This window comes from Lysinibacillus sphaericus (genome assembly GCF_001629735.1).
Taxonomy (GTDB): Bacteria; Bacillota; Bacilli; order Bacillales_A; family Planococcaceae; genus Lysinibacillus; species Lysinibacillus pinottii.
Genome location: NZ_CP015224.1, coordinates 701840 through 721415, shown reverse-complemented (window position 1 = coordinate 721415; position 19576 = coordinate 701840). Strand labels below are relative to the sequence as shown.

Genomic DNA, 19576 nt, shown 5'->3' with positions numbered 1-19576 from the left:
TTCTAAAAAGAGAAAATTAAACAAATATTGCAGCTAGTCAATTTCACCTAGTAACTATAGAATGGGAGCAATGAATTTTTGATGAAAAACAAAATGATTAGAAAAATCATGTTATTGATTTGTTTTACCCTATCTTTGGTCATCCTTATACCACCTGTTAGTGCAATGAGTCCAACAGATGAGCTAGTAGACCCTATAATATTAGGAGAACATTATAAAATTTTTCGAGATACATCTAAAAAGGTCTCTATTGAAGAAATATTAAACGGCAATTATGATCATCTCTTTGTTGCGAGCAATCAACCCTATCCCTTCTTTTGGCATACTAAAGATACCATTTGGTTGCGCTTATCTATGGCAGATATTTTATTGTATAAAGAGGAACCCTATTGGCTAGAGGTGACCGATAAATTAGATAGTATTGAGTTGTTCTTGGTCAAAGCGGATGGATCCTATGATGTGCAACGTAGGGGAATTGATAATCTAGGGGAACAATCTCTTCCATCTAGGTCTAATTTATTTCACATCCAAGACCCTTCTACTCAAGAAATTTTTATCAAGTTAGATGGAGCATTGCCCCTAAGTATTACCTCCTATTTATATACGGAATTAAGTTTTACGAATAAAATCAGTGACTATAAATTTTTAACTGGCATTTTCTATGGTTTTTTATCTGCTCTATTAATTTATAACTTATTTTTATTTTTTTCATTGAAGGAAAAAGCTTACTTTTTCTATGTTTTATATATGCTGAGCTTTATTTTCTATCAAGCAACTTTAAATTCGCTAGACATTGAGTTATTGGGCACATGGGTGTCGAAGGAATTTTTTATTAAATCATTAACAATTAGTGGCAATTTGCTGCTTTTATTTATGCTTCTATTTTGTCTTCAGTTTCTGGAGTTAAAGACATTTCTACCGTCTTTCCATAAAATCGGAAAATTACTATTGTGGATAACAATTAGTTCTTTAATGGCGTCATTTATTCTCCCAGACGTCGCACTCATCAATAATTTCACAACTACCTTTGCAGTAGTAGTCTTTATCTTTCTATGGCTGTCTGGCATTTTTGTTTTCAGAAAAGGTCAAAAGATGGCTCGATACTATATCATTGGCTGGACAGTTTTACTAAGCTCTATCATTGTTCAAGCGCTGGCCTTTTTAAGTATTATCCCATTCCATCCACGAATTTTTGAGGAAGTACCAGCTATTGGAGCTATTTTCGAATCCATTTTTTTATCATTAGCATTGGGTGATAAAATCAACATCATTAAGAAAGAACATCAAATCATGCAAGAAACATTAAATGAAACATTAGAATATAAAGTTCAGGAACGCACAAAAGAGCTTGAATCAGCCAAGCTTGAGCTTGAAGCATTGGCAAATACGGACCGTCTCACTCAAATACCAAATCGTGTCCGCTTAGATGACGTATTAGAAAAAGAATTTGAGCAAGCTACAGGAAGTGGCACACCACTTTCGATTATTTTGTTAGATATTGATCATTTTAAAGCTGTGAACGATGAATTCGGACATCAAGTGGGTGATCTTGTGTTACGTCATGCAGCAGACCTTTTAAAAAATTATGTACGAGTAGAAGACACGGTTGGTAGATGGGGTGGCGAGGAGTTTTTAGTTGTTTGTCCACGCACTCCCTTAAAGGATGCTGTGCATCTCTCAGAAAATCTAAGACAGCAACTAGAACAACATTCATTTCCAGTTGTTCATCACAAAACGAGTAGCTTTGGTGTGACAAGCTTTGTCATGGGCGATACCATTCATTCTTTATTATCAAGATGTGATAAAGCATTATATAAAGCAAAGGAACATGGTAGAAACCGTGTAGAATATTTTCAAGACGATATAAATTGGGAGACTAACCAAGAGGCATCCCCCCTATTATGATGGCTCTTTTCCTTCTGTAAATACTGCATAGCCTCCTCTAAACGACAAAGATGACTTCGGTTTTTACCAAAGTCATCTTTTTGCCTCAATGGAGCCATTCTATTATTTATTTTTGGCTAAACTAGGTAAGCACCTGGTCCTTCGCAAGCTTTCGTTGCAATGCAATTTCCTTGCGTTTTTCTTTCGTCACACGTTGCCAAATGACTACTGTAACGAAGCCAACAATAGCTAAACCTAATAAAATACCAAAAAATACTTTATAGCCTGCTGTGCCACCCCAATAATCTAAACAAGCCCCTGCAATAATCGGCATGAAGATTTCCCCACTATAGCCAATAATCATTAGCGGCATGGACACTGTACCTGTTGATTCTACAGGATAATCTCCTTCTACTAAAATAGCAAAATGCATTGCCTGTAAAGCATACATTGATGTATAAATAATCCCTATAAATATTAAAAGCATAAGGATAAAGGAAGCCTTGCCGGGCAGTAAAATGAGCCCTACTAAGCCTAGTGCTAATAATATATAGCCAATTAACACCATATTAGACACACCTATCCGGTCACCGATAATGCCTGCACTAAAACTGCCAATTGGTCGACAATACTGAGAGAAGTAGCCCAAAGCCGCAGCGATTAACGTAGATGCACCAAATGCAGCTGTTGCATAAGGTGTGATGTAATAGTAACTAATAATCATCGCATAAGACGTAAAAATAAGAATAGTCGCAAGCCAAGTAGTTGGCATCTTTAACACTTTCCATAGGACTGCCCAGTCAAATGATTTACTCCCATCCTTGTCCTCACGACTGATGGTTCCTTGATCAGGGTCTTTATAAAGCATCATAATCATGAATCCCAACAAAAGACAAATAACCGAATATACCGTAATAACCGCTGAGAGTGCCATTTTATCACTCATATGCTTCGCAAAAAAAGCAAATATCCCTAAAATCACAGCAGATTGAATGATATTGGTTACACCACGACCACCCTCAAAAAAACCAAAAGCTTTTCCTTGCTCATTTTCAGAACCTAAAGAACGTACTGCTTTTACTAATGCTCCCCAAAACGTCATGATGGATGTGATTCCCCAAGCAGCATGTATGAGGAGAAGCACTGGATATGGTGGATACAGTAATAATGTAAAACCTAATAACCCTGTGGCAACTAGAGAAATGGTTAATAAATATTTCGTTTTCCAACGATCTGCACAAAAACCTCCAAATATATAGGAAATTAAACAACAAACACCATACGCACTACCAAGAGTCCCCATTTGAGTATTCGTCAAATGAAATGCATCGAGAAAGACATCATAATAGTAATTTCTAAAATAAGGTAATGCATAAATTAATGCACCTGAAACAGCTAAAATAACTAAAGTAGCTGTATTCTTTTTTAACTTAGCTTCCATATGTTTACCCCTTATATGTTATTTACAAGCCATGACGTTTAATTTTTTGATCCCATTCCTTATGGAAGACCTGTTTGTCATTTTCTTTGATCGCCATCTCCCCAATAATTTGGAAGTTTTCTAGAGTAGATGTTTTAGTAACCGTAATATCAGCATCTATCCACCAACCCTCACGACCTATTTTCATTTTTTGATAGATTGTATAGTGAGCTGACAATGGATCAGCATTCGATAAGGTTAATTCTCGTTTCAAATTATGTTCAACCGTGATATCAATATCATCAAAGCGATATATCCCTTCACCAAAAACGCCTCCAACCCCATCAGTAATACATGTCCATGTATCTGTTAAAATGTCGTATGAAATAGAACGATCCACTCTTCCTTCTTGGAGCGTTGTTATAGGTGTTAATGTTGCACTTTCAGGATTCATATTTGGTCCAGCTATTTGATGTCCATGGAAGGTTGGCAATGTGAAAGTAGCTGTTTCAAGATTTAATGTCAATGTAGCGTCTTCTGGCATCGGCCAAAACATTGGCCAAAACGTTGTTGCTAATGATAAGCGTAAACGGTGCCCCGCTTTAAATTGATGTCCACAGCAATCTAATTGCACAAAGGCTTTCACTTTTTTACCAGGAATTAATAATTCTACATGATCATGACCATTCAAATGTGTTAAATTCATCACGCCATAGGACACACGAGTAACAGCTCCATTTGGTGCAACGTCTGACAACTGCGCAAACAGCATCGCATGTGGTTTATCACTCATTAATTCCACTTCAAACTTCGGATAACCCACAATCTCTAGTGGGTTCTCTAGCATGTCTGTTTCAAATATCATGGCCATTCCGTCATCAACTCGTTGATCTGCTGGACTTTCGCCTAGTACTCCAGCACCCATCCATTCTCCCGATAATAGACCATGATTTTGTGGTGTTTTTAATTGTACCTGTTCTTGGTGATCACTACGATGCTCTACTAATTTTCCATGTGTCAGTTGATACGCCTTCGTTTGTACCTCTGCCACTGTTGGCCATGATTCGAGTCCAACCCAATAGCCATGGCTGACTGGTTTCTTAACAGATGGTTCCATGCTTTTTTCAACCCAAACATTCACCATTGGTCCGTCCATTACATCATTGTCAATTCCTTTTAACCAATGATCCCACCATTTCACGGCCTCTTGTAAAAAGCCCATTGCTGGACCTGGAACTCCATCATGTGGGTAAACATGTGCCCATGGGCCAATAATGCCCTTTCTAGGAACAGAAAGCCCTTCCATTAAACTTAAAACTGTGTTCGTATAGGAATCTTCCCAACCATCTAGTGCAAAAACAGGAATTTCGATGTCATCATAATTCTCACAAACTGAACCATGCTTCCAGTAGTCATCTCTTGTTTGATGCTCCATCCACTGTGCCATCCATAAAGGCATATTTTCTAAACGTTGCATCCATTTTTCACGCCAGCTATCGCCAACAATATGAGGATCAATCGGACGTAGCTGGTACGCTAACATAATGGCGCCCCACCAGAAGTTATCATTTAACAAACAACCACCCTTATAGTGAATGTCATTGTTATAGCGATCATCCGTGAAGCCTACTGTAATAATCGCCTTTAACGCTTTTGGTCTTCTAGCAGCTACTTGCAGAGAATTAAATCCACCCCATGATTTCCCCATCATCCCAATATTGCCATTACACCAGCTTTGGCTAGCCATCCATTCAATTACTTCAAGTGCATCATCCTGCTCTTGCTTTAAATACTCATCTTTTAATAAGCCATCTGACTCACCTGACCCTCGCATATCTACTCGAACAACGGCGTATCCATGTCCCGCAAAATACCCGTGCATTGGCTCATCTCTTGCTCTTGTACCATCTGTTTTGCGATAAGGAATATACTCCAGAATAGCTGGTACTTTTTGTCCTGCTTCTACTGTCGGTAACCAAATTCGACTAGAAAGTTTTGTGCCGTCTGCTAATTCAATCCATGTGTTTTCGATTGTTTCATATGTACACTCAAATTGTGTCACAATTTTTTTACTCATTGAATAAATCCTCCTCTTGTGTTTAAACTCATTGCTCTAGCATCCCTTTTTATCTAATTATTCAGAATCTTAATTATTTACTAATCATGATTATAAAATAATTGTGATTAGTATATCATCTGAAATTCCAATGTACAACACTGAAAATGCTAAAAGCTGATGCTATAATGGAAGATGTAAAGCAAAATTGTTATGCTATAATAAGTTTAAATTAACTTACAAATGGTAAATATATGAATTTAACTAATAATTTTACATGGACAGTGTACGTCGGGGGGACATTACTATGAAAAAAAAGGAAATACAAAGGAGTCGTATGTGGAAATACTTTGTAGACGCCACGGCAGAAATTATAGAAGAAGAAGGATTGGAGAATGTGACGATTAGAAAGGTTGCCGATAAGGCTGGTTATAACAGTGCAACCATTTACAATTATTTTTCAGAAATCTCTCATCTCCTCTTTTTTGCATCAATGAGATGTATGCAAGACTATACGAACGAAGTTGCGCGTTACATAGAAAGAGGCAAAGATCCTATTGATAAATATTTATTAGCTTGGGAATGTTTTTGCCAATACTCCTTCAAACAGCCACAGATTTTTCATGCCGTCTTTATTATGGATTTAGGAGAAACACCAGAAAAATTATTGGAAAATTATTATAACTTTTACCCCAATGATTTAATTAATATTCCAGATGATTTAAAGACTATATTGTTTCAGCACAGCCTGACAAAACGAGGTCGTTCTATGTTAGAAATTGCTTTAAAGGAGGGCTACTTAACAGAGGGTAACGTGGATGCTATTAATGAAATCACACTCTTAATTTGGCAAGGTATGTTTACCAACCTTTTAAATAATCGAAAAAGCTATGATGCTCAACAAGCAACGGAAATCGTTATGAGCTATATTACTAAAATTGTTCAAAACGCTAACCTTTTTGAGGGTCAAACTAACAACAAACAACCCTTACAATAGGATGAAACGTCTAAGCCATTTAAAAACCCCTTCTAGCTCATGCTAAAAGGGGTTCATTCTATTTTTGCCAATGGTTCAGTTCTTTTAATAATTCGGGTAGCTGCAATTTCTTTACGTCGATTGGCGGTAGTGCTTTTATAAATTCTTTGCCATAGGATTTGCTTGTTATTCGACGGTCGAGGACAATAAAAGCACCTTTATCTTGAGATGAACGAATTAAGCGACCAAAGCCTTGCTTAAAGCGCATAATAGCCTCAGGCAATGACAACTCCGTGAAGGAATTGCGTCCTTGCGCTGTAAGATGCTGAGCTCTTGCCTTAAAGATAGGCTCTTCTGGTGAAGAAAATGGCAGCCGCACGACAATAACAGAGGCAAGGGCATCTCCAGGAACATCTACACCTTCCCAAAAACTGTTTGTTCCAAAAAGAACAGCATGGCTAAATTTTTGAAATGATTTCAGAATACGCATACGGCTACCACCTGTAACACCTTGCGCAAAAAGCATATAATCATCTAAAAGTTCACTATCTTGAATGAGCTCGACTGTTTTCCGTAGCATATCCTGGGCTGTGAAAAGCACAAAACAACGACCTTCTGTCATTCTAACAGTTCTCGTAATCGCATGAGCAACTGCCTCAATATATTCTTCCTGACTAACATGCTGAATGTCTGGCATATCAGTGACAATATATGCCTTTGCACCCGCATAATAGGCTGGCGGTGCTTGTAATTTTATTACTTCAACGCTATCAGAAATTCCTAATTGTCGTGTAACAAAACGCTCATTGCCTGGTACCGTTAATGTGCCTGATGTCCATATAATGCTCGCTTGCTTGCGAAGAGGTGCTAATACTTGTTCAATAATGGGTGTTACATTGGCTGGTTTTTTAAAAACATGTAAACTGCCAGGAACACTTCGAACATCAAATTCTAGCCAAACTGAACTTCCGTCCTGTGGTGACAGGAATATGTCTTCCCATTCCGCAATTTTTATTTTTACTTCTCGAATCCAATAATGCCATTCGGATACAACATAAAGATCATTTTTATCTAATTGCTCAATATTATTTTCAAATCCTTGGGCTGCTTCAGTCGCAAGATCAAGCCATTGCTGAGTTAGTTTGCTTACATGTAAAAATGACTCTTTGGCAAGCGTAACATCCTCTATAAACAAGGTACATTTGCTGCTAGCTCGCTTCCCTTTCATATGCTGCTGCATGCTTTGAACTGTTCGTTGAATGGTCTCATCAAATGCACGCTGTAACCGGATAAACTGAGCATCCAGTCGCTGTAAACTTTGCATCGATACGCGTTGTTTTTTCTTTGCCGCTTCACAAAAAAGGTGATATAGTGCTGTGTCCTCCATTGTGCCAATTTGACCGAAAATATATTTCCATTGCGTATAGGAGAAGACTATTTCATCCTGTTGCATCGCAGCCTGAATAAATTGATGTGCTTCATCAATTACCCATCCATCTACTTGTGTAAATATCGGCGTTTGACGAACCAAATCGCTTAAAACCATAGCATGATTTGTCACAATGCAGTCAGCAAATGCACTGTTCTTTAGAGCTTGTTCATAGAAATCAAAGCCTTTAGATGGTTTGTCATTTGGTATTTTGCGGATTTTCTCTAAAAACAGTTGTCCGCCACCTGATACATTCAGCTCACTTAGCACACCCGTCTCTGTTTTCGTCAGCCAAACGAGAATCTGTAAAATAGAAAAAGTATCATCATAGGATTCGTCACCATATGCCATACATTGTTCAAAACGATCTAGATCAATATAATGCTGCATCCCCTTTAGTACGCATATGTTTACTTTTGTACCAAGGATTTTCTCTATCTTTGGTAGCTCCTCCTCTACAAGCTGTTCTTGTAGATAGGATGTATAGGTACTAATCGCGATTTTCTTATGGACAGTACGAGCATATACAATGGCTGGCAGTAAATAACCTGCCGTTTTGCCAATACCCGTGGAAGCTTCAATTACACATTCCTTTTGCTCATGTAGTGCTTGCCAAATCGTATCCATCATCTTAAATTGTGCTGGACGTTCTTCAAAATTGGGTAGAGCCTTTGTCATTAAGGCCGTTTTATCTGCCACTGTTTGCGGATAATCAATCGTCTCTGACGCATTGTCATGTTTATTACGACCATTACAAATCGCAAAATTCCGGTAATAGTGCACATTTTCATTGCCTGTTTTATGCTGACGTTTTATTTGCAGTGCCTCGAAAAAAAGCTGTGAAATATTCGATTTTAAGCGAAAAGAACGCTTATGCATTTGTTCTAATGTTAGTTGAGGCAGACTTAGTAGCTCTTTCCAACAACATTTGAACAGCTCTGCTGTAGCACGAGCATCATCATCCGCTCGATGTGCATTGGCCAACTCTATATTTAAATCCGCCGCCAAGTCTCCTAGCTTAAAGCCGAGTGACATCGGAAACAAAATTTTTGCTAGCTCTACTGTATCCATTTTTTTACCTTGCCACTTTGGAAGGCCTGCCCGTTTAAACTCCGCCTGTAAAAATGATAAGTCAAAATCGGCATTATGGGCTACAAACACACAATCAGCCAGTAGCTCATATATGTAATCCGCATGTTCCTCAAAAGGGTATGAATCCTTTACATCCTCATTTGTTATATGCGTTAAATCTTGAATAAAAGTAGGAATGGCTTTGCCTGGGTTAATAAATTTCGTATAGGTACGCTCAATTTCCCAATCCTTCATAATAACAATGGCAATTTGAATCATCCGGTCCCCATTCGCTGGTGAATGACCCGTTGTCTCCAAATCCACAATGGCATATTTTTGACTTTCCATCATACATCTCAACTCACAGTTCACATTAGATAAGAAGAATTTTATCATATATTTGGTTCAGCAGCATCCTTTCTCCCCTACACGTCTTCTAATAGGCAATTCCTTTTGCTCCATATAAATTAAAAAACCGCAACCTCAGGGAATCCTTTAAGGTTGCGGAAATAGCCTTGTGACATATTTTAAAGATGATGTTGTTTTCAAGCTATTTTTTAGAAAGTATTATTTCTTTTTTGCAACATCAACAATACGACCTTCAGCAGTTGTTTTCACTTCTTTTAATGATAATAATTGCTCTTGTAGGTTCTCCCAATCAGATAAACCTAAATCTGTTACTCGACCTTCTTCATATGCTTTAGCAAACATATCAAAGCCGTCTCCACCTTTAGCAGTGAAGGCATTCGTTGCTACTGTATATGTTTTATTATCTTCTAAAGCAACATACTTGCCAGTTGCTTTATCTAAATATTCGATTGAAACAACACGTGAGCCAGCTTCTTTTGATGAGTCATATTGTAATTTCGCTCCACCAATGTGTAGGAAACCACCATTTTCTTTAGGTGCATTTTTTAAGGAAACTTCAAATGCTGCTTTTAGCTCAGCTCCAGTAGTATCCATTAATGCTAATGTGTTACCAAATGGTAATACTGTAATCACTTGTCCAACCGTAATATTGCCTGCTGGAATTGCTGCACGAATACCGCCACCATTTTGTAGTGCCATGACAACTGTTTTATCTGTATATTTTTGTGCTTTTGCCAACATACCATCTGTAATAATATTACCTAACGCTGTTTCATTGCTACGTACACTTTCTAAGTTTGTTTCAGTTGCACGTGGATTTGCTAACTCCTCAGAAATTTTCACACCGATTTCCTTGTTGTTAACTTCATCAATTTTTGCTTTATATGGCGCTAGTAATTTTACTAATGCTTTATCTTCAGCTACTTTACCAAGGTCGATTAATTCGCCACCGTACTCAGTGACAACACCTTTGCCATCAAATGTGACATCCAATGTTCCTAAAAATTTGACATACTCATTAGCTTGTACAATTAATGTTGCATCTTTTGCTTCGCCTACAGTGTTTGTATCTACAACAAATGGCTCGTCTAATTTAGTATGGTCATGTCCACCAACAATTACATCGATGCCTGGTACGTTTTTCGCTAGTAAAATATCATTATCCACATTTGGATTATCATTATAGCCAATATGTGTTAAAGCAATAATTTTATTAACGCCCATTCCCTCAAAAGCAGCTACTGCTTTTTTCGCTTCTTCAATATAGTTAGTGAATTTCACTTTACCTGGAGAAGCAATATCCAAAGTTTCTTCTGTTGTTAAACCAAAGATACCAACTTTTTCTCCATCAATTTCTTTTACAATACCTGAATAGATTTTACCGTTTTCAGGTTCACTTGAAATAAGATCTGTAAATAAACCTGTAAATTTAGCATCTGCTGAAAAGTCTGTATTGGCATCCACAAATGGGAATTTAGCACCTTTAACAAAGTCTGCAAGTGCTTGATGTCCTTCAGGTGATGAACCTAAATCAAATTCATGGTTACCAAATACCATAGCGTCAAAGCCAATTTCATTTAATAGCGCTAAATCTGCTTGCCCATGGAACTCATTGAAGTATAATGTACCACTAAATGCATCACCCGCATGTAAAGTTAAAACATTTTTCTTTGTTTCACGTTGCTCTTTTACAGCTGTTGCTAATTTCGGTAGTTCATTTGCACGAGCATGTGTATCATTAACATGTAAAATGGATAATGTAAATGCATCTTCTGGTTTTTCAGGCGTTTCTGGGTTTAATTTAGTTAGAGCTTCTGCAATCAATGTTGCGAGTTGTCCACGTGTTACACTTTTACTAGCTTCATGATTTTTAGCACTCTCTAATTCTGGTAAATTAGGAATAGATGACAAGATTTTTGCCAAATCACCATGTGTAATCGTTTGGTTTGGACGGAATGTATTATCTCCATAGCCTGAAACAACTTTTAATCCTACTAATGCAGCGATTGGGCCGTAATACGGATTAGCTGCATCAATATCCTTAAAGTTTGGATTCACAACTTCTATCGTGTCTAGCTTTAATGCGCCTGCAATCATTTTTGCAGCCTGTCCGCGCGTGACATTTGTATCAGGTTTGAATGTACCATCTGGGAATCCGCTAATAATACCTGCCGCATAAAGTGTCGAAATGCCCTTATAATCTGCATGACTTTCCTTTACATCCGAAAATGGGCTAGCTGCTGATGCTGGTGCTGCTGCTACCGCTGTGATAGCCAATGCTGCTGCAGTTGCTGTTAAAAATTTGTTACGTTTATTTTCCATTACAAATGATACCTCCACTAGTAAAATGATGTACTAACAACTAAATTCTACATAAATATCTCATAAAATACTAGAACATTTGTAAAATTTTAATTTCACAAACTAGTTTAATAGTTAGAAAAACAAAATTTTACCAGTACTTTTGTAGCGGTTTTGATTACATAAAAAGGAGGATGGGCTAATCGGCTACAGTCATGAGCCTTGCCATCCTCCTTTTTGATATCGATTTCCAGCCACTTTACTCATTTGTTTCTGGAATCATGGTAAAACGTTCTCTTGTCTTACATCACTGTTGCTTCTGGTTCATAAGAAATCATTTCTTTAATCGAATTATCTTCTCCCATAATGGCAACAGTCGGTTTATGATCCTTAGCCTCATGATTATCCACATATACATAGGAAATAATAATGACAATATCGCCACGCTGTACGAGTCGGGCTGCCGCCCCATTCACACAAATTACACCTGAACCACGCTCACCAGCAATAATATACGTTTCAAAACGAGCGCCATTATTATTATTAACAACATGTACCTTTTCATTTGGGAGCATACCAACTGCCTCAAGTATGTCCTCATCAATTGTTATGGAGCCGACATAATTTAAATCTGCCTGTGTCACTGTTGCACGGTGGATTTTACTATTCATCATCATTCGTAACATATTTATAGTCCCTCTTTCACAGTAAAGATACTATTATCAATTAAGCGTGTCTTCCCAATATACACAGCAGCTGCCAACAATACTTGTTGTGTCGTTTCAGTCACTGGTGTTAAATCTGGGTAGGCTAATAATTCAATATAGTCAATTCGGCCATGAGTTTGTATTTGAATATGAGCTTTGGCCTTTGCTAATGCTTCCCTAACATCTCCCGTTGCTAAAAAGCTATCCCGAGCCAATTGTAGTGCTTCATGAATGGCAGGAGCCTCTTCTCTTTCCGATTCGCTTAGATAAATGTTGCGAGAAGACTTTGCTAATCCATCTTCCTCTCGGACAATAGGTACGACGCGCATGTCTAAAGGAAAATTAAAATCACGGACCATTGTTGTAATAATGGCAACCTGCTGGGCATCTTTTTGGCCGAAATATGCTCTAGTGGGAAGTGTAAGATGGAATAATTTTGCTACAACTTGTAGCACACCATCAAAATGGCCAGGACGACTTGCTCCGCAAAGAATCGTTGCCTGTTCACCCGCATGAATACGAATTCCACCATCCTGCGGATACATTTCTTCAACACTTGGTGCGAATACAAGGTCTACGCCGACAGACTCTGCTAACGCAATATCTCTTGGCAAATCCCGTGGGTAACTTTCAAAATCTTCATTTGGTCCAAATTGTGTTGGGTTGACGAATATACTCATGACAACTAAATCATTTTCTGCACGTGCTGTTTGAGCCAATGTTAAGTGGCCTTCATGTAAATATCCCATAGTTGGAACAAGGCCAATCGTTTTATGAGCTTGTTTAGCTGCTTGAATTTCAGCGGTTAATGCTTGTATCGTTGTCATGACCTTCATGATTGGACGCCTCCATATAGCTGGTCTAATGCATCCTCTTTCATTGTGAAGAAATGCTTCTGTGCTGGGAAAGTACCTGCTTTGACAGCTTCCACATAGCGAACCATTCCTTCACTTGCCTCTTTCCCCATATTGGCAAATTGTTGAACAAACTTTGGCACATGATGTGAGCCATAGCTTAACATGTCATGATAAACCAACACTTGGCCATCTGCTTCTACACCTGCACCAATACCTATGGTAGGAATGATAAGATGAGCTGACACAATTTCTGTTAGCTGATGTGGAATACATTCCAAGACGACTGCACATGCACCAGCCTCTTCACACTGCTTGGCATCCTCAATAAGTTTTGTTGCCTGTTCAGCCGTTTTCCCCTGCACCTTATATCCACCAAGTACGCCTGCTGATTGTGGCAGTAAGCCTAAATGAGCAACCACTGGAATACCTGCAGTTGTAAGTTTTTGAATGACCGGAATGATATCTCCTGCCCCTTCTACTTTTAAGGCGTCAGCACCTGTTTCTTGCATCATATAAATGGCCGTTTTCAATGTTTCATTGACATCACCATGATAGGAACCAAATGGCATATCAACTACCACAAAAGTATCCTTCGCCCCACGTCGAGTTGCTTTTGCATGATGAATCATGTCTGCTACAGTCACTGGCATTGTAGAATCGTAGCCAAGGACAACCATTCCAAGTGAATCTCCTACTAGAATCATGTCAACATTAGCAGCCTCTGCAAATTTAGCGGCTGGATAATCGTAGGCAGTCACCATCACGATTTTCTCTCCTGCCGCTTTCATCTTTAAAAAATCTGTTGTCGTTTTCATTTTGTAGTCCTCCTTTTTAAGGGAAGAAAACAGAAAAACCCCTCGGTTCCAAAATGGACAGAAGGGTTGTGTTTCGTTCGTTAGCAAAAAGCCCCCTGCATAACTCGGCAAGAGGTGCTAGCTTCACTTTGAAAGTGAGCTACTTGTTGAACGTATTGTTTTCTTCCGTCCCTGTCATAAAGATCAAGGCAGATATTTGTTCGTATTGGATCTTGCGTTTAGAAGGTGCCGTTCACAATGGATACTGCCCTTCAGCACATACTATAACAATAAAACTTGTAATCTTCAAATATTATTTTCTAATAATAACAACTTTCATTTATAAAATTTGACAATCAATGCTATACGTCATATACTATCCACATACTATATGGCATATAATATAAAATGAAGTATAAGTAATGAATGTGAGGTGGAAAGATGACATTTCAGCTTGGCTCAGCTTTACTAGATGCTTGTGTATTGGCCATTGTGGACAAAGAAGATGCATACGGCTATTCCTTAACTCAGCAAGTACAATCCGTCATGGATATTTCAGAGTCTACACTGTACCCCGTATTACGTCGCTTACAAAAAGCGGATTATTTAACAACCTACGATCAGCCCTATCAAGGTAGAAATAGACGCTATTATCAAATTACAGAGGATGGCCGTATACGATTATTAGAGCTTTTAAAAGAATGGCGAGTGTATAAGGAAAAGGTTGATTGTGTACTTTTAGGAGGGAATATAGATGGATAGAGATAGCTATTTGAAAAAGCTACGAGGGAAATTACGGCGACTTCCTGCGCATGAGTTAGACACGGCTCTTGCCTATTATGAAGAATACTTTGAAGAAGCAGGCGAGGAAAATGAGCAACAGGTTATTTCAGAGCTAGGCTCCCCCTCTCATGTTGCCTCGCAAATATTGGCAGATTTTGCCTTGAAAGATTTAGAAAACACTTCGGAGAAATCGACTAAAAAGAATATGACAGCTATATGGCTTATTATTCTAGCTATCCTTTCTGCACCGCTTTCTTTACCACTTCTGGCAACAGCTATCGCCCTTATTGTCTCATTTGGTGCTGTCATTATTAGTTTGATTTTTGCGATTGGAGCTGGCATTTTAAGTATTTTTATCGGCGGAATGGCTGCCCTTATTTCAGGATTCTTTATTTTAACAGAGCATTGGCCAACCGCATTATTATTTATGGGGGTTGGCTTAATCATTACAGGGTTGGGTGTCTTACTCTTTCCATTCGTTGCGCGTTTTATTAAGAAAACCGTCCTGGTCTCTGTAGAAACATTGGGCAGATTGTTCCATAAAATAACGAAAACAAAGAAAGGAGGCCTGTAAATGACTTCTAAAAACTCCCTTGTTGCCATAACCATAATTGCATTAGGTATTTTACTGACATTGGTCGGCTATTTTTCAGGAGGTCGATGGTTCATTATCAAAGATGGGGATGGCCTTCACGTGCCAGGTAGCCATAAACTAATTCATGAATCATATAACCTAGATAAGTTTACTAGTATAAATATCGTGAATGATTATGGGGATATTACCATTGTCTCAACTGAAGACAATTATAAACTGGAAACGAATGTACTCGAACAACAAGACGTCTCGTATCATGTTGAAGATGGAACTTTACAGATTGAAACAAAGGCAAAGAAAAAAAATGGGTTTGCATTTGGCTTCTCTAGCTTTTCTTCTCCCTCTATCAAAATCTATGTTCCAGCAAATACTAGCATAGAGGCGATTGTAATAGATAGTGAATTCGGGGATACAACACTTCGAGGGTTGCATTATCAACAGCTAAATTTAATGCAAAATTACGGAGATATTACCTTCAACAACATAACTGGAGAGAAAACAGAGATTACACAGGACTTTGGGGATTTAACGTTCAAGCAATATTCTAGTAATGGTGTAAACATCGAAAGTGAGCATGGTGATATTCATATTGCTGGAACTTTAAATGGGACATCAACCATTACATCTAGCTTTGGAGATGCAACGCTTCACTTACAAAATAAACAAAGTGATCTTGGTTATGAAGTAAAAACAAGTTTTGGGGATATAACGGTTAATGGCACAGAAGAAAATGGCAAGGTCACTCAGCTTTACAAGGGTGATGACCAGCTGAACGTTTCTTTATCGCACGGTGATGTCAATGTTTCACTCAAATAATAATAATTGAAGTCATCAAAAAAGCTGCAGGTACACACCTTGCAGCTTCTTTTTTATAGTATTTTGATATCTCCTGCATAAATGGTGCGGACCAAACCATCATCTTGTGTAAGCTGTAGCACCCCATCATCTGTAATTCCACTAGCTATCCCTTCAAAGCGTTCTCGTATTGTCGTCACCTCAATACGCTGACCAATCGTACAAGACAGCTGCTCCCATAGGGTTTTAATACTTGCAAATCCTTCTTCGACATATAGCTCTGTAAATTGCTCAAGGTACTGTAAAATTAATGCTACAAGTGCTGCACGATTAATTTCCTCACCTGCTTCTAATCGTAGTGAAGTAGCAATCTCCGCAATATTTGATGAGAAATCGGCTGCCTCCTGGTTAGCGTTTATTCCAATGCCAACTAGTAATGCCTGTACCAGATCTGCCTCTGCCTGCATCTCCGTCAAAATACCTGTACATTTTTTTCCATTAATTAATAAATCATTGGGCCATTTGATAGCTGGCTCAATATCTTTATAGAGTGTTGTAATGGCCATTGTGACAGCCACTGCGACAACAAGCGTATAAGAGGATGCCTGTTGAGGTGTGACATCAGGTCGAACGATAATCGTCATCCAAATACCGCTACCATGCACTGATTCCCACGGACGAGCCATCCGACCTCGACCTGCTGTTTGCTCTTCACCAATAATGACTGTGCCATGTGGTGCACCCTCTTGTGCAAGTTTATGGGCAATCGTTTGTGTGGAATCTACAACATCGAAATAATGAATTTTTCTTCCAAAATGCTCTGTTTTTAAAAAAAGGTCAATTTGTGTGGGACTTAAACTATTTGGTACACCTGTTAATACATAGCCTTTTTTCTTTATCGTTTCAAACGTGTAGCCTTCTTCTTGTAATGTCTGCATATGTTTCCAGACAGCCGTCCTTGAGACACCAAGGGAATCCGCTAATTCTTGACCTGAAACTGCTTCTCCATTGGCAGCCAGTATTCTTTTTAAAATTTCGTCTTTTATGGAAATTGTCATGTTCACATCAATCCTTTTGTAAACTCCGCTTTTTATGTAACTATACTTCATCATACTGTAAATCAACTGAAATGACCATCAGTGATATAAAATGACAAGCCGTCCCACATTTTCCTGAGACGGCTTGTTGTCAATATATATATGCTTACGCTTCATGGAAGTAGTGGCAATCTAGCCAATTTTTTATACGCTCCTGGTCATTTTCAAGTTCATTATGAATTATGGCTTCCAGTATGTCGCCTAATACTTCTTTTACCCAAGGGCCTCCCTTTTTTCCAGACCATTTAAGTAAATCCGCTCCATTCACCACAACTTCTTGCTTCTGTTGAATGGGTAGCTGATCCTGTAATACACGAATAGGCTGGCTAGGTAAACAAACGTCCAGTTGGAGTAGTTTTGCGAAATATATGGCTGCTTCTAACTCCTGTTCTTTGTAGGTAAAATAATGAATGTTTGTCCAGCCACTATTTAACGCTTCATAGGCTGTCAATACAGCTTTAACGAACGCCATTTCTTTATTGGACAATCGATAATCCCGTAGAATCTCTCGCCAATTTGCACCTTGAAGTAAAGCAAAATAAGCCCAGCCTACATGCTTGTCCTCAGTCCGAAAATCATACCAGCGATGAGCCTGAAAATTCCCATGTAAATAAGCTGCCAAGCCACTTTCCTCTAATTTTTGAAGGCCACTAAAAACGGACGTTCCAAGCCATAGCTTATCTAGCTCTGCTTTAATTCGTTCTTTTGCAATAAAAGCGATATCGGGCGCTCTATTTTGTATCGCAGTCATAGTATCTTTCGCTATTGTGAAATCAAGCTGTGCTGAAAAACGAATTGCTCGTAACATGCGCAAGGCATCCTCAGCAAAACGTTTGTCAGCATCTCCAACAGCTCGAATAACACGAAGTTCAATATCTTGACGACCCCCGTAATAATCAACAAAAGTGCCATCATGACGCATAGCGATGGCATTCATTGTAAAATCACGGCGTTGTAAATCGTCTTGCAGAGAGCGAACGAATTGCACTTTATCGGGTCTTCGATGGTCTGTATATTCCCCATCTGTACGATAAGTTGTTACCTCAACTGGCCCAGCAGGTACGATAACAAGTACCGTCCCATGCTGAATTCCAATATCTACAGTCCGTTGAAAAACTGACTTTACCTCTTCAGGCAGCGCGTTTGTCGCAACATCGACATCATGCGCAGGGCGATTCAGTAAAGCATCCCTAACAGCTCCACCTACAATAACTGCCTCAAAGCCTGCTTGTTCTAATTGTTCAATTACTGAATAGGCTGTTTGCCATTCTTTATTGTTTTGCATGATTTCTTTCCGCAACCTTCTCGTACAGATTTTCGTATTGTTCTACAATTTTGGACGAGTGGAATTTGTCGCCGACTGCTCGAATGGCTGCCTCTCTGAAACGCAGCAATTTTTCCTCATCTTGCAACAACTGAACAGCATATTCAGCTACCGTTTCAGTATCTCCTAAGTCCACAATAAAGCCATCCACACCATGTTCAATGACTTCCGGGATACCCCCTACATTTGTTCCAATACAAGGTACTCCACAAGCCATTGCCTCTAATAAAACCAGTCCAAACGATTCCTGTTGAGAAAGTAACAATTTTAGGTCACTAATAGCATATAGCTCAGCTAAATTTTCTTGTTTTCCTAAAAATAGAACATCCTTCATATATGGACTTTCCTTTACTTGGTCCATTACACGATGCTTTTCGGGCCCATCACCCACTAATAAGAGCTTTGCCTTCACATTAGCACGTATTTTCATAAAGGCTTCAATAATATGTGGAAGATTCTTGATTTTGCGGAAGTTAGATACATGGATGAGAACTTTTTCATCTTCTTGAATACCAAATTGCTCTTTTAGGTTTCTGGAATTACGAGGGAAGTACTCACGTTCATCCACAAAGTTATAAATGGTTTCAATGGGCTTAACTGTATCAATTAATTCATAAGTTTGTTCTTTTAATGCGTGTGACACGGTCGTCACAATATCAGATTTATCAATTCCATACTTAATGGCCTGTGAAAGCGTAGAATCCTGCCCAAGCACTGATATATCTGTGCCATGAAGTGTTGTAACGATGCCAATATCTCGCCCACTCATTTCACGTGCTAACACAGCACATACTGCATGTGGAATTGCGTAATGCACATGCAACACATCCAACTCTTCATCCTTGATGACGTCTGCCATTTTACTCGCTAATGCAATATCGTATGGTGAATATTGAAACACTGAATAATTATTAACTTCGACTTCATGGAAAAAGACGGTTGGATAAATTTTATTCAATCGAAATGGTACGCTTGAGGTAATGAAATGAATTTCATGCCCTCTTTCTGCAAGCATTTTGCCTAATTCTGTTGCAATTACACCAGAGCCTCCAACTGTTGGATAACAGGTAATGCCGATTTTTAGCTTTTTCATTCGATGATCATCCTTTCTAAATCAC

15 protein-coding genes are annotated in these 19576 nt (G+C 38.6%); 5 read left to right on the top strand and 10 right to left on the bottom strand.

The window, feature by feature from the left end; genetic code table 11:
* Window positions 1–81: 81 nt before the first annotated feature.
* Complete coding sequence (locus A2J09_RS03450; RefSeq protein WP_227256872.1) at window positions 82–1905, top strand: sensor domain-containing diguanylate cyclase; 1824 nt, start codon at window positions 82–84, stop codon at window positions 1903–1905.
* A gap of 121 nt (window positions 1906–2026) precedes the next feature.
* On the opposite strand, the gene A2J09_RS03445 is transcribed toward A2J09_RS03450, so the two are convergent.
* The gene (locus tag A2J09_RS03445) at window positions 2027–3325 is read right to left on the bottom strand and encodes an MFS transporter (RefSeq protein ID WP_031418003.1); all 1299 of its coding nucleotides are present in this window, start codon (window positions 3323–3325) and stop codon (window positions 2027–2029) included.
* A gap of 22 nt (window positions 3326–3347) precedes the next feature.
* Window positions 3348–5381, bottom strand: a complete 2034-nt coding sequence (locus tag A2J09_RS03440) for a CocE/NonD family hydrolase (protein ID WP_036161180.1) — start codon at window positions 5379–5381, stop codon at window positions 3348–3350.
* 286 nt (window positions 5382–5667) lie between these two features.
* On the opposite strand from A2J09_RS03440, the gene A2J09_RS03435 reads away from it, so the two are divergent.
* Window positions 5668–6357, top strand: a complete 690-nt coding sequence (locus A2J09_RS03435; RefSeq protein ID WP_031418001.1) for a TetR/AcrR family transcriptional regulator — start codon at window positions 5668–5670, stop codon at window positions 6355–6357.
* Window positions 6358–6415: 58 nt separating this feature from the next.
* Here the strand turns inward: A2J09_RS03435 and dinG are convergent, their stop codons facing one another.
* The 5 genes from dinG to panB form a co-directional block, all read right to left on the bottom strand.
* Window positions 6416–9187: an ATP-dependent DNA helicase DinG gene (dinG, locus tag A2J09_RS03430; protein WP_012293670.1), complete on the bottom strand. Its 2772-nt coding sequence runs from the start codon at window positions 9185–9187 to the stop codon at window positions 6416–6418.
* A 216-nt stretch (window positions 9188–9403) separates the two neighbouring features.
* The gene (locus A2J09_RS03425) at window positions 9404–11527 is read right to left on the bottom strand and encodes a 5'-nucleotidase C-terminal domain-containing protein (RefSeq protein ID WP_012293669.1); all 2124 of its coding nucleotides are present in this window, start codon (window positions 11525–11527) and stop codon (window positions 9404–9406) included.
* 281 nt (window positions 11528–11808) lie between these two features.
* Window positions 11809–12192 (bottom strand): aspartate 1-decarboxylase, encoded by a 384-nt coding sequence (panD, locus tag A2J09_RS03420; protein WP_031417997.1) that lies wholly within the window; start codon window positions 12190–12192, stop codon window positions 11809–11811.
* Between the two features lie 2 nt (window positions 12193–12194).
* Window positions 12195–13049 (bottom strand): pantoate--beta-alanine ligase, encoded by an 855-nt coding sequence (panC, locus tag A2J09_RS03415; protein WP_012293667.1) that lies wholly within the window; start codon window positions 13047–13049, stop codon window positions 12195–12197.
* Window positions 13046–13885: a 3-methyl-2-oxobutanoate hydroxymethyltransferase gene (gene panB, locus A2J09_RS03410; protein WP_012293666.1), complete on the bottom strand. Its 840-nt coding sequence runs from the start codon at window positions 13883–13885 to the stop codon at window positions 13046–13048. The genes panC and panB overlap by 4 nt, the downstream gene beginning before the upstream one ends.
* Before the next feature lie 420 nt (window positions 13886–14305).
* Here panB and A2J09_RS03405 point away from each other — a divergent pair, with 420 nt between their 5' ends.
* From A2J09_RS03405 to A2J09_RS03395, 3 genes are read left to right on the top strand one after another with little or no spacing between them, the layout of a single operon-like run.
* Window positions 14306–14626, top strand: coding sequence for a PadR family transcriptional regulator (locus tag A2J09_RS03405; RefSeq protein WP_012293665.1), 321 nt, complete (start codon window positions 14306–14308; stop codon window positions 14624–14626).
* Window positions 14619–15221, top strand: coding sequence for a DUF1700 domain-containing protein (locus tag A2J09_RS03400; protein WP_012293664.1), 603 nt, complete (start codon window positions 14619–14621; stop codon window positions 15219–15221). The genes A2J09_RS03405 and A2J09_RS03400 overlap by 8 nt, the downstream gene beginning before the upstream one ends.
* Window positions 15222–16058 (top strand): DUF4097 family beta strand repeat-containing protein, encoded by an 837-nt coding sequence (locus A2J09_RS03395; RefSeq protein ID WP_031417992.1) that lies wholly within the window; start codon window positions 15222–15224, stop codon window positions 16056–16058.
* Between the two features lie 53 nt (window positions 16059–16111).
* Here the strand turns inward: A2J09_RS03395 and A2J09_RS03390 are convergent, their stop codons facing one another.
* The 3 genes from A2J09_RS03390 to bshA all read right to left on the bottom strand — a co-directional run bounded on the left by A2J09_RS03390 (window position 16112) and on the right by bshA (window position 19551).
* On the bottom strand, window positions 16112–17095 hold the full coding sequence (locus tag A2J09_RS03390; RefSeq protein ID WP_012293662.1) for a biotin--[acetyl-CoA-carboxylase] ligase: 984 nt from the start codon (window positions 17093–17095) through the stop codon (window positions 16112–16114).
* Between the two features lie 145 nt (window positions 17096–17240).
* The gene (locus tag A2J09_RS03385) at window positions 17241–18419 is read right to left on the bottom strand and encodes a CCA tRNA nucleotidyltransferase (RefSeq protein ID WP_012293661.1); all 1179 of its coding nucleotides are present in this window, start codon (window positions 18417–18419) and stop codon (window positions 17241–17243) included.
* Window positions 18406–19551 (bottom strand): N-acetyl-alpha-D-glucosaminyl L-malate synthase BshA, encoded by a 1146-nt coding sequence (gene bshA, locus A2J09_RS03380; RefSeq protein ID WP_012293660.1) that lies wholly within the window; start codon window positions 19549–19551, stop codon window positions 18406–18408. Before bshA ends, A2J09_RS03385 begins: the two co-directional genes overlap by 14 nt.
* Between the last annotated feature and the right edge of the window lie 25 nt (window positions 19552–19576).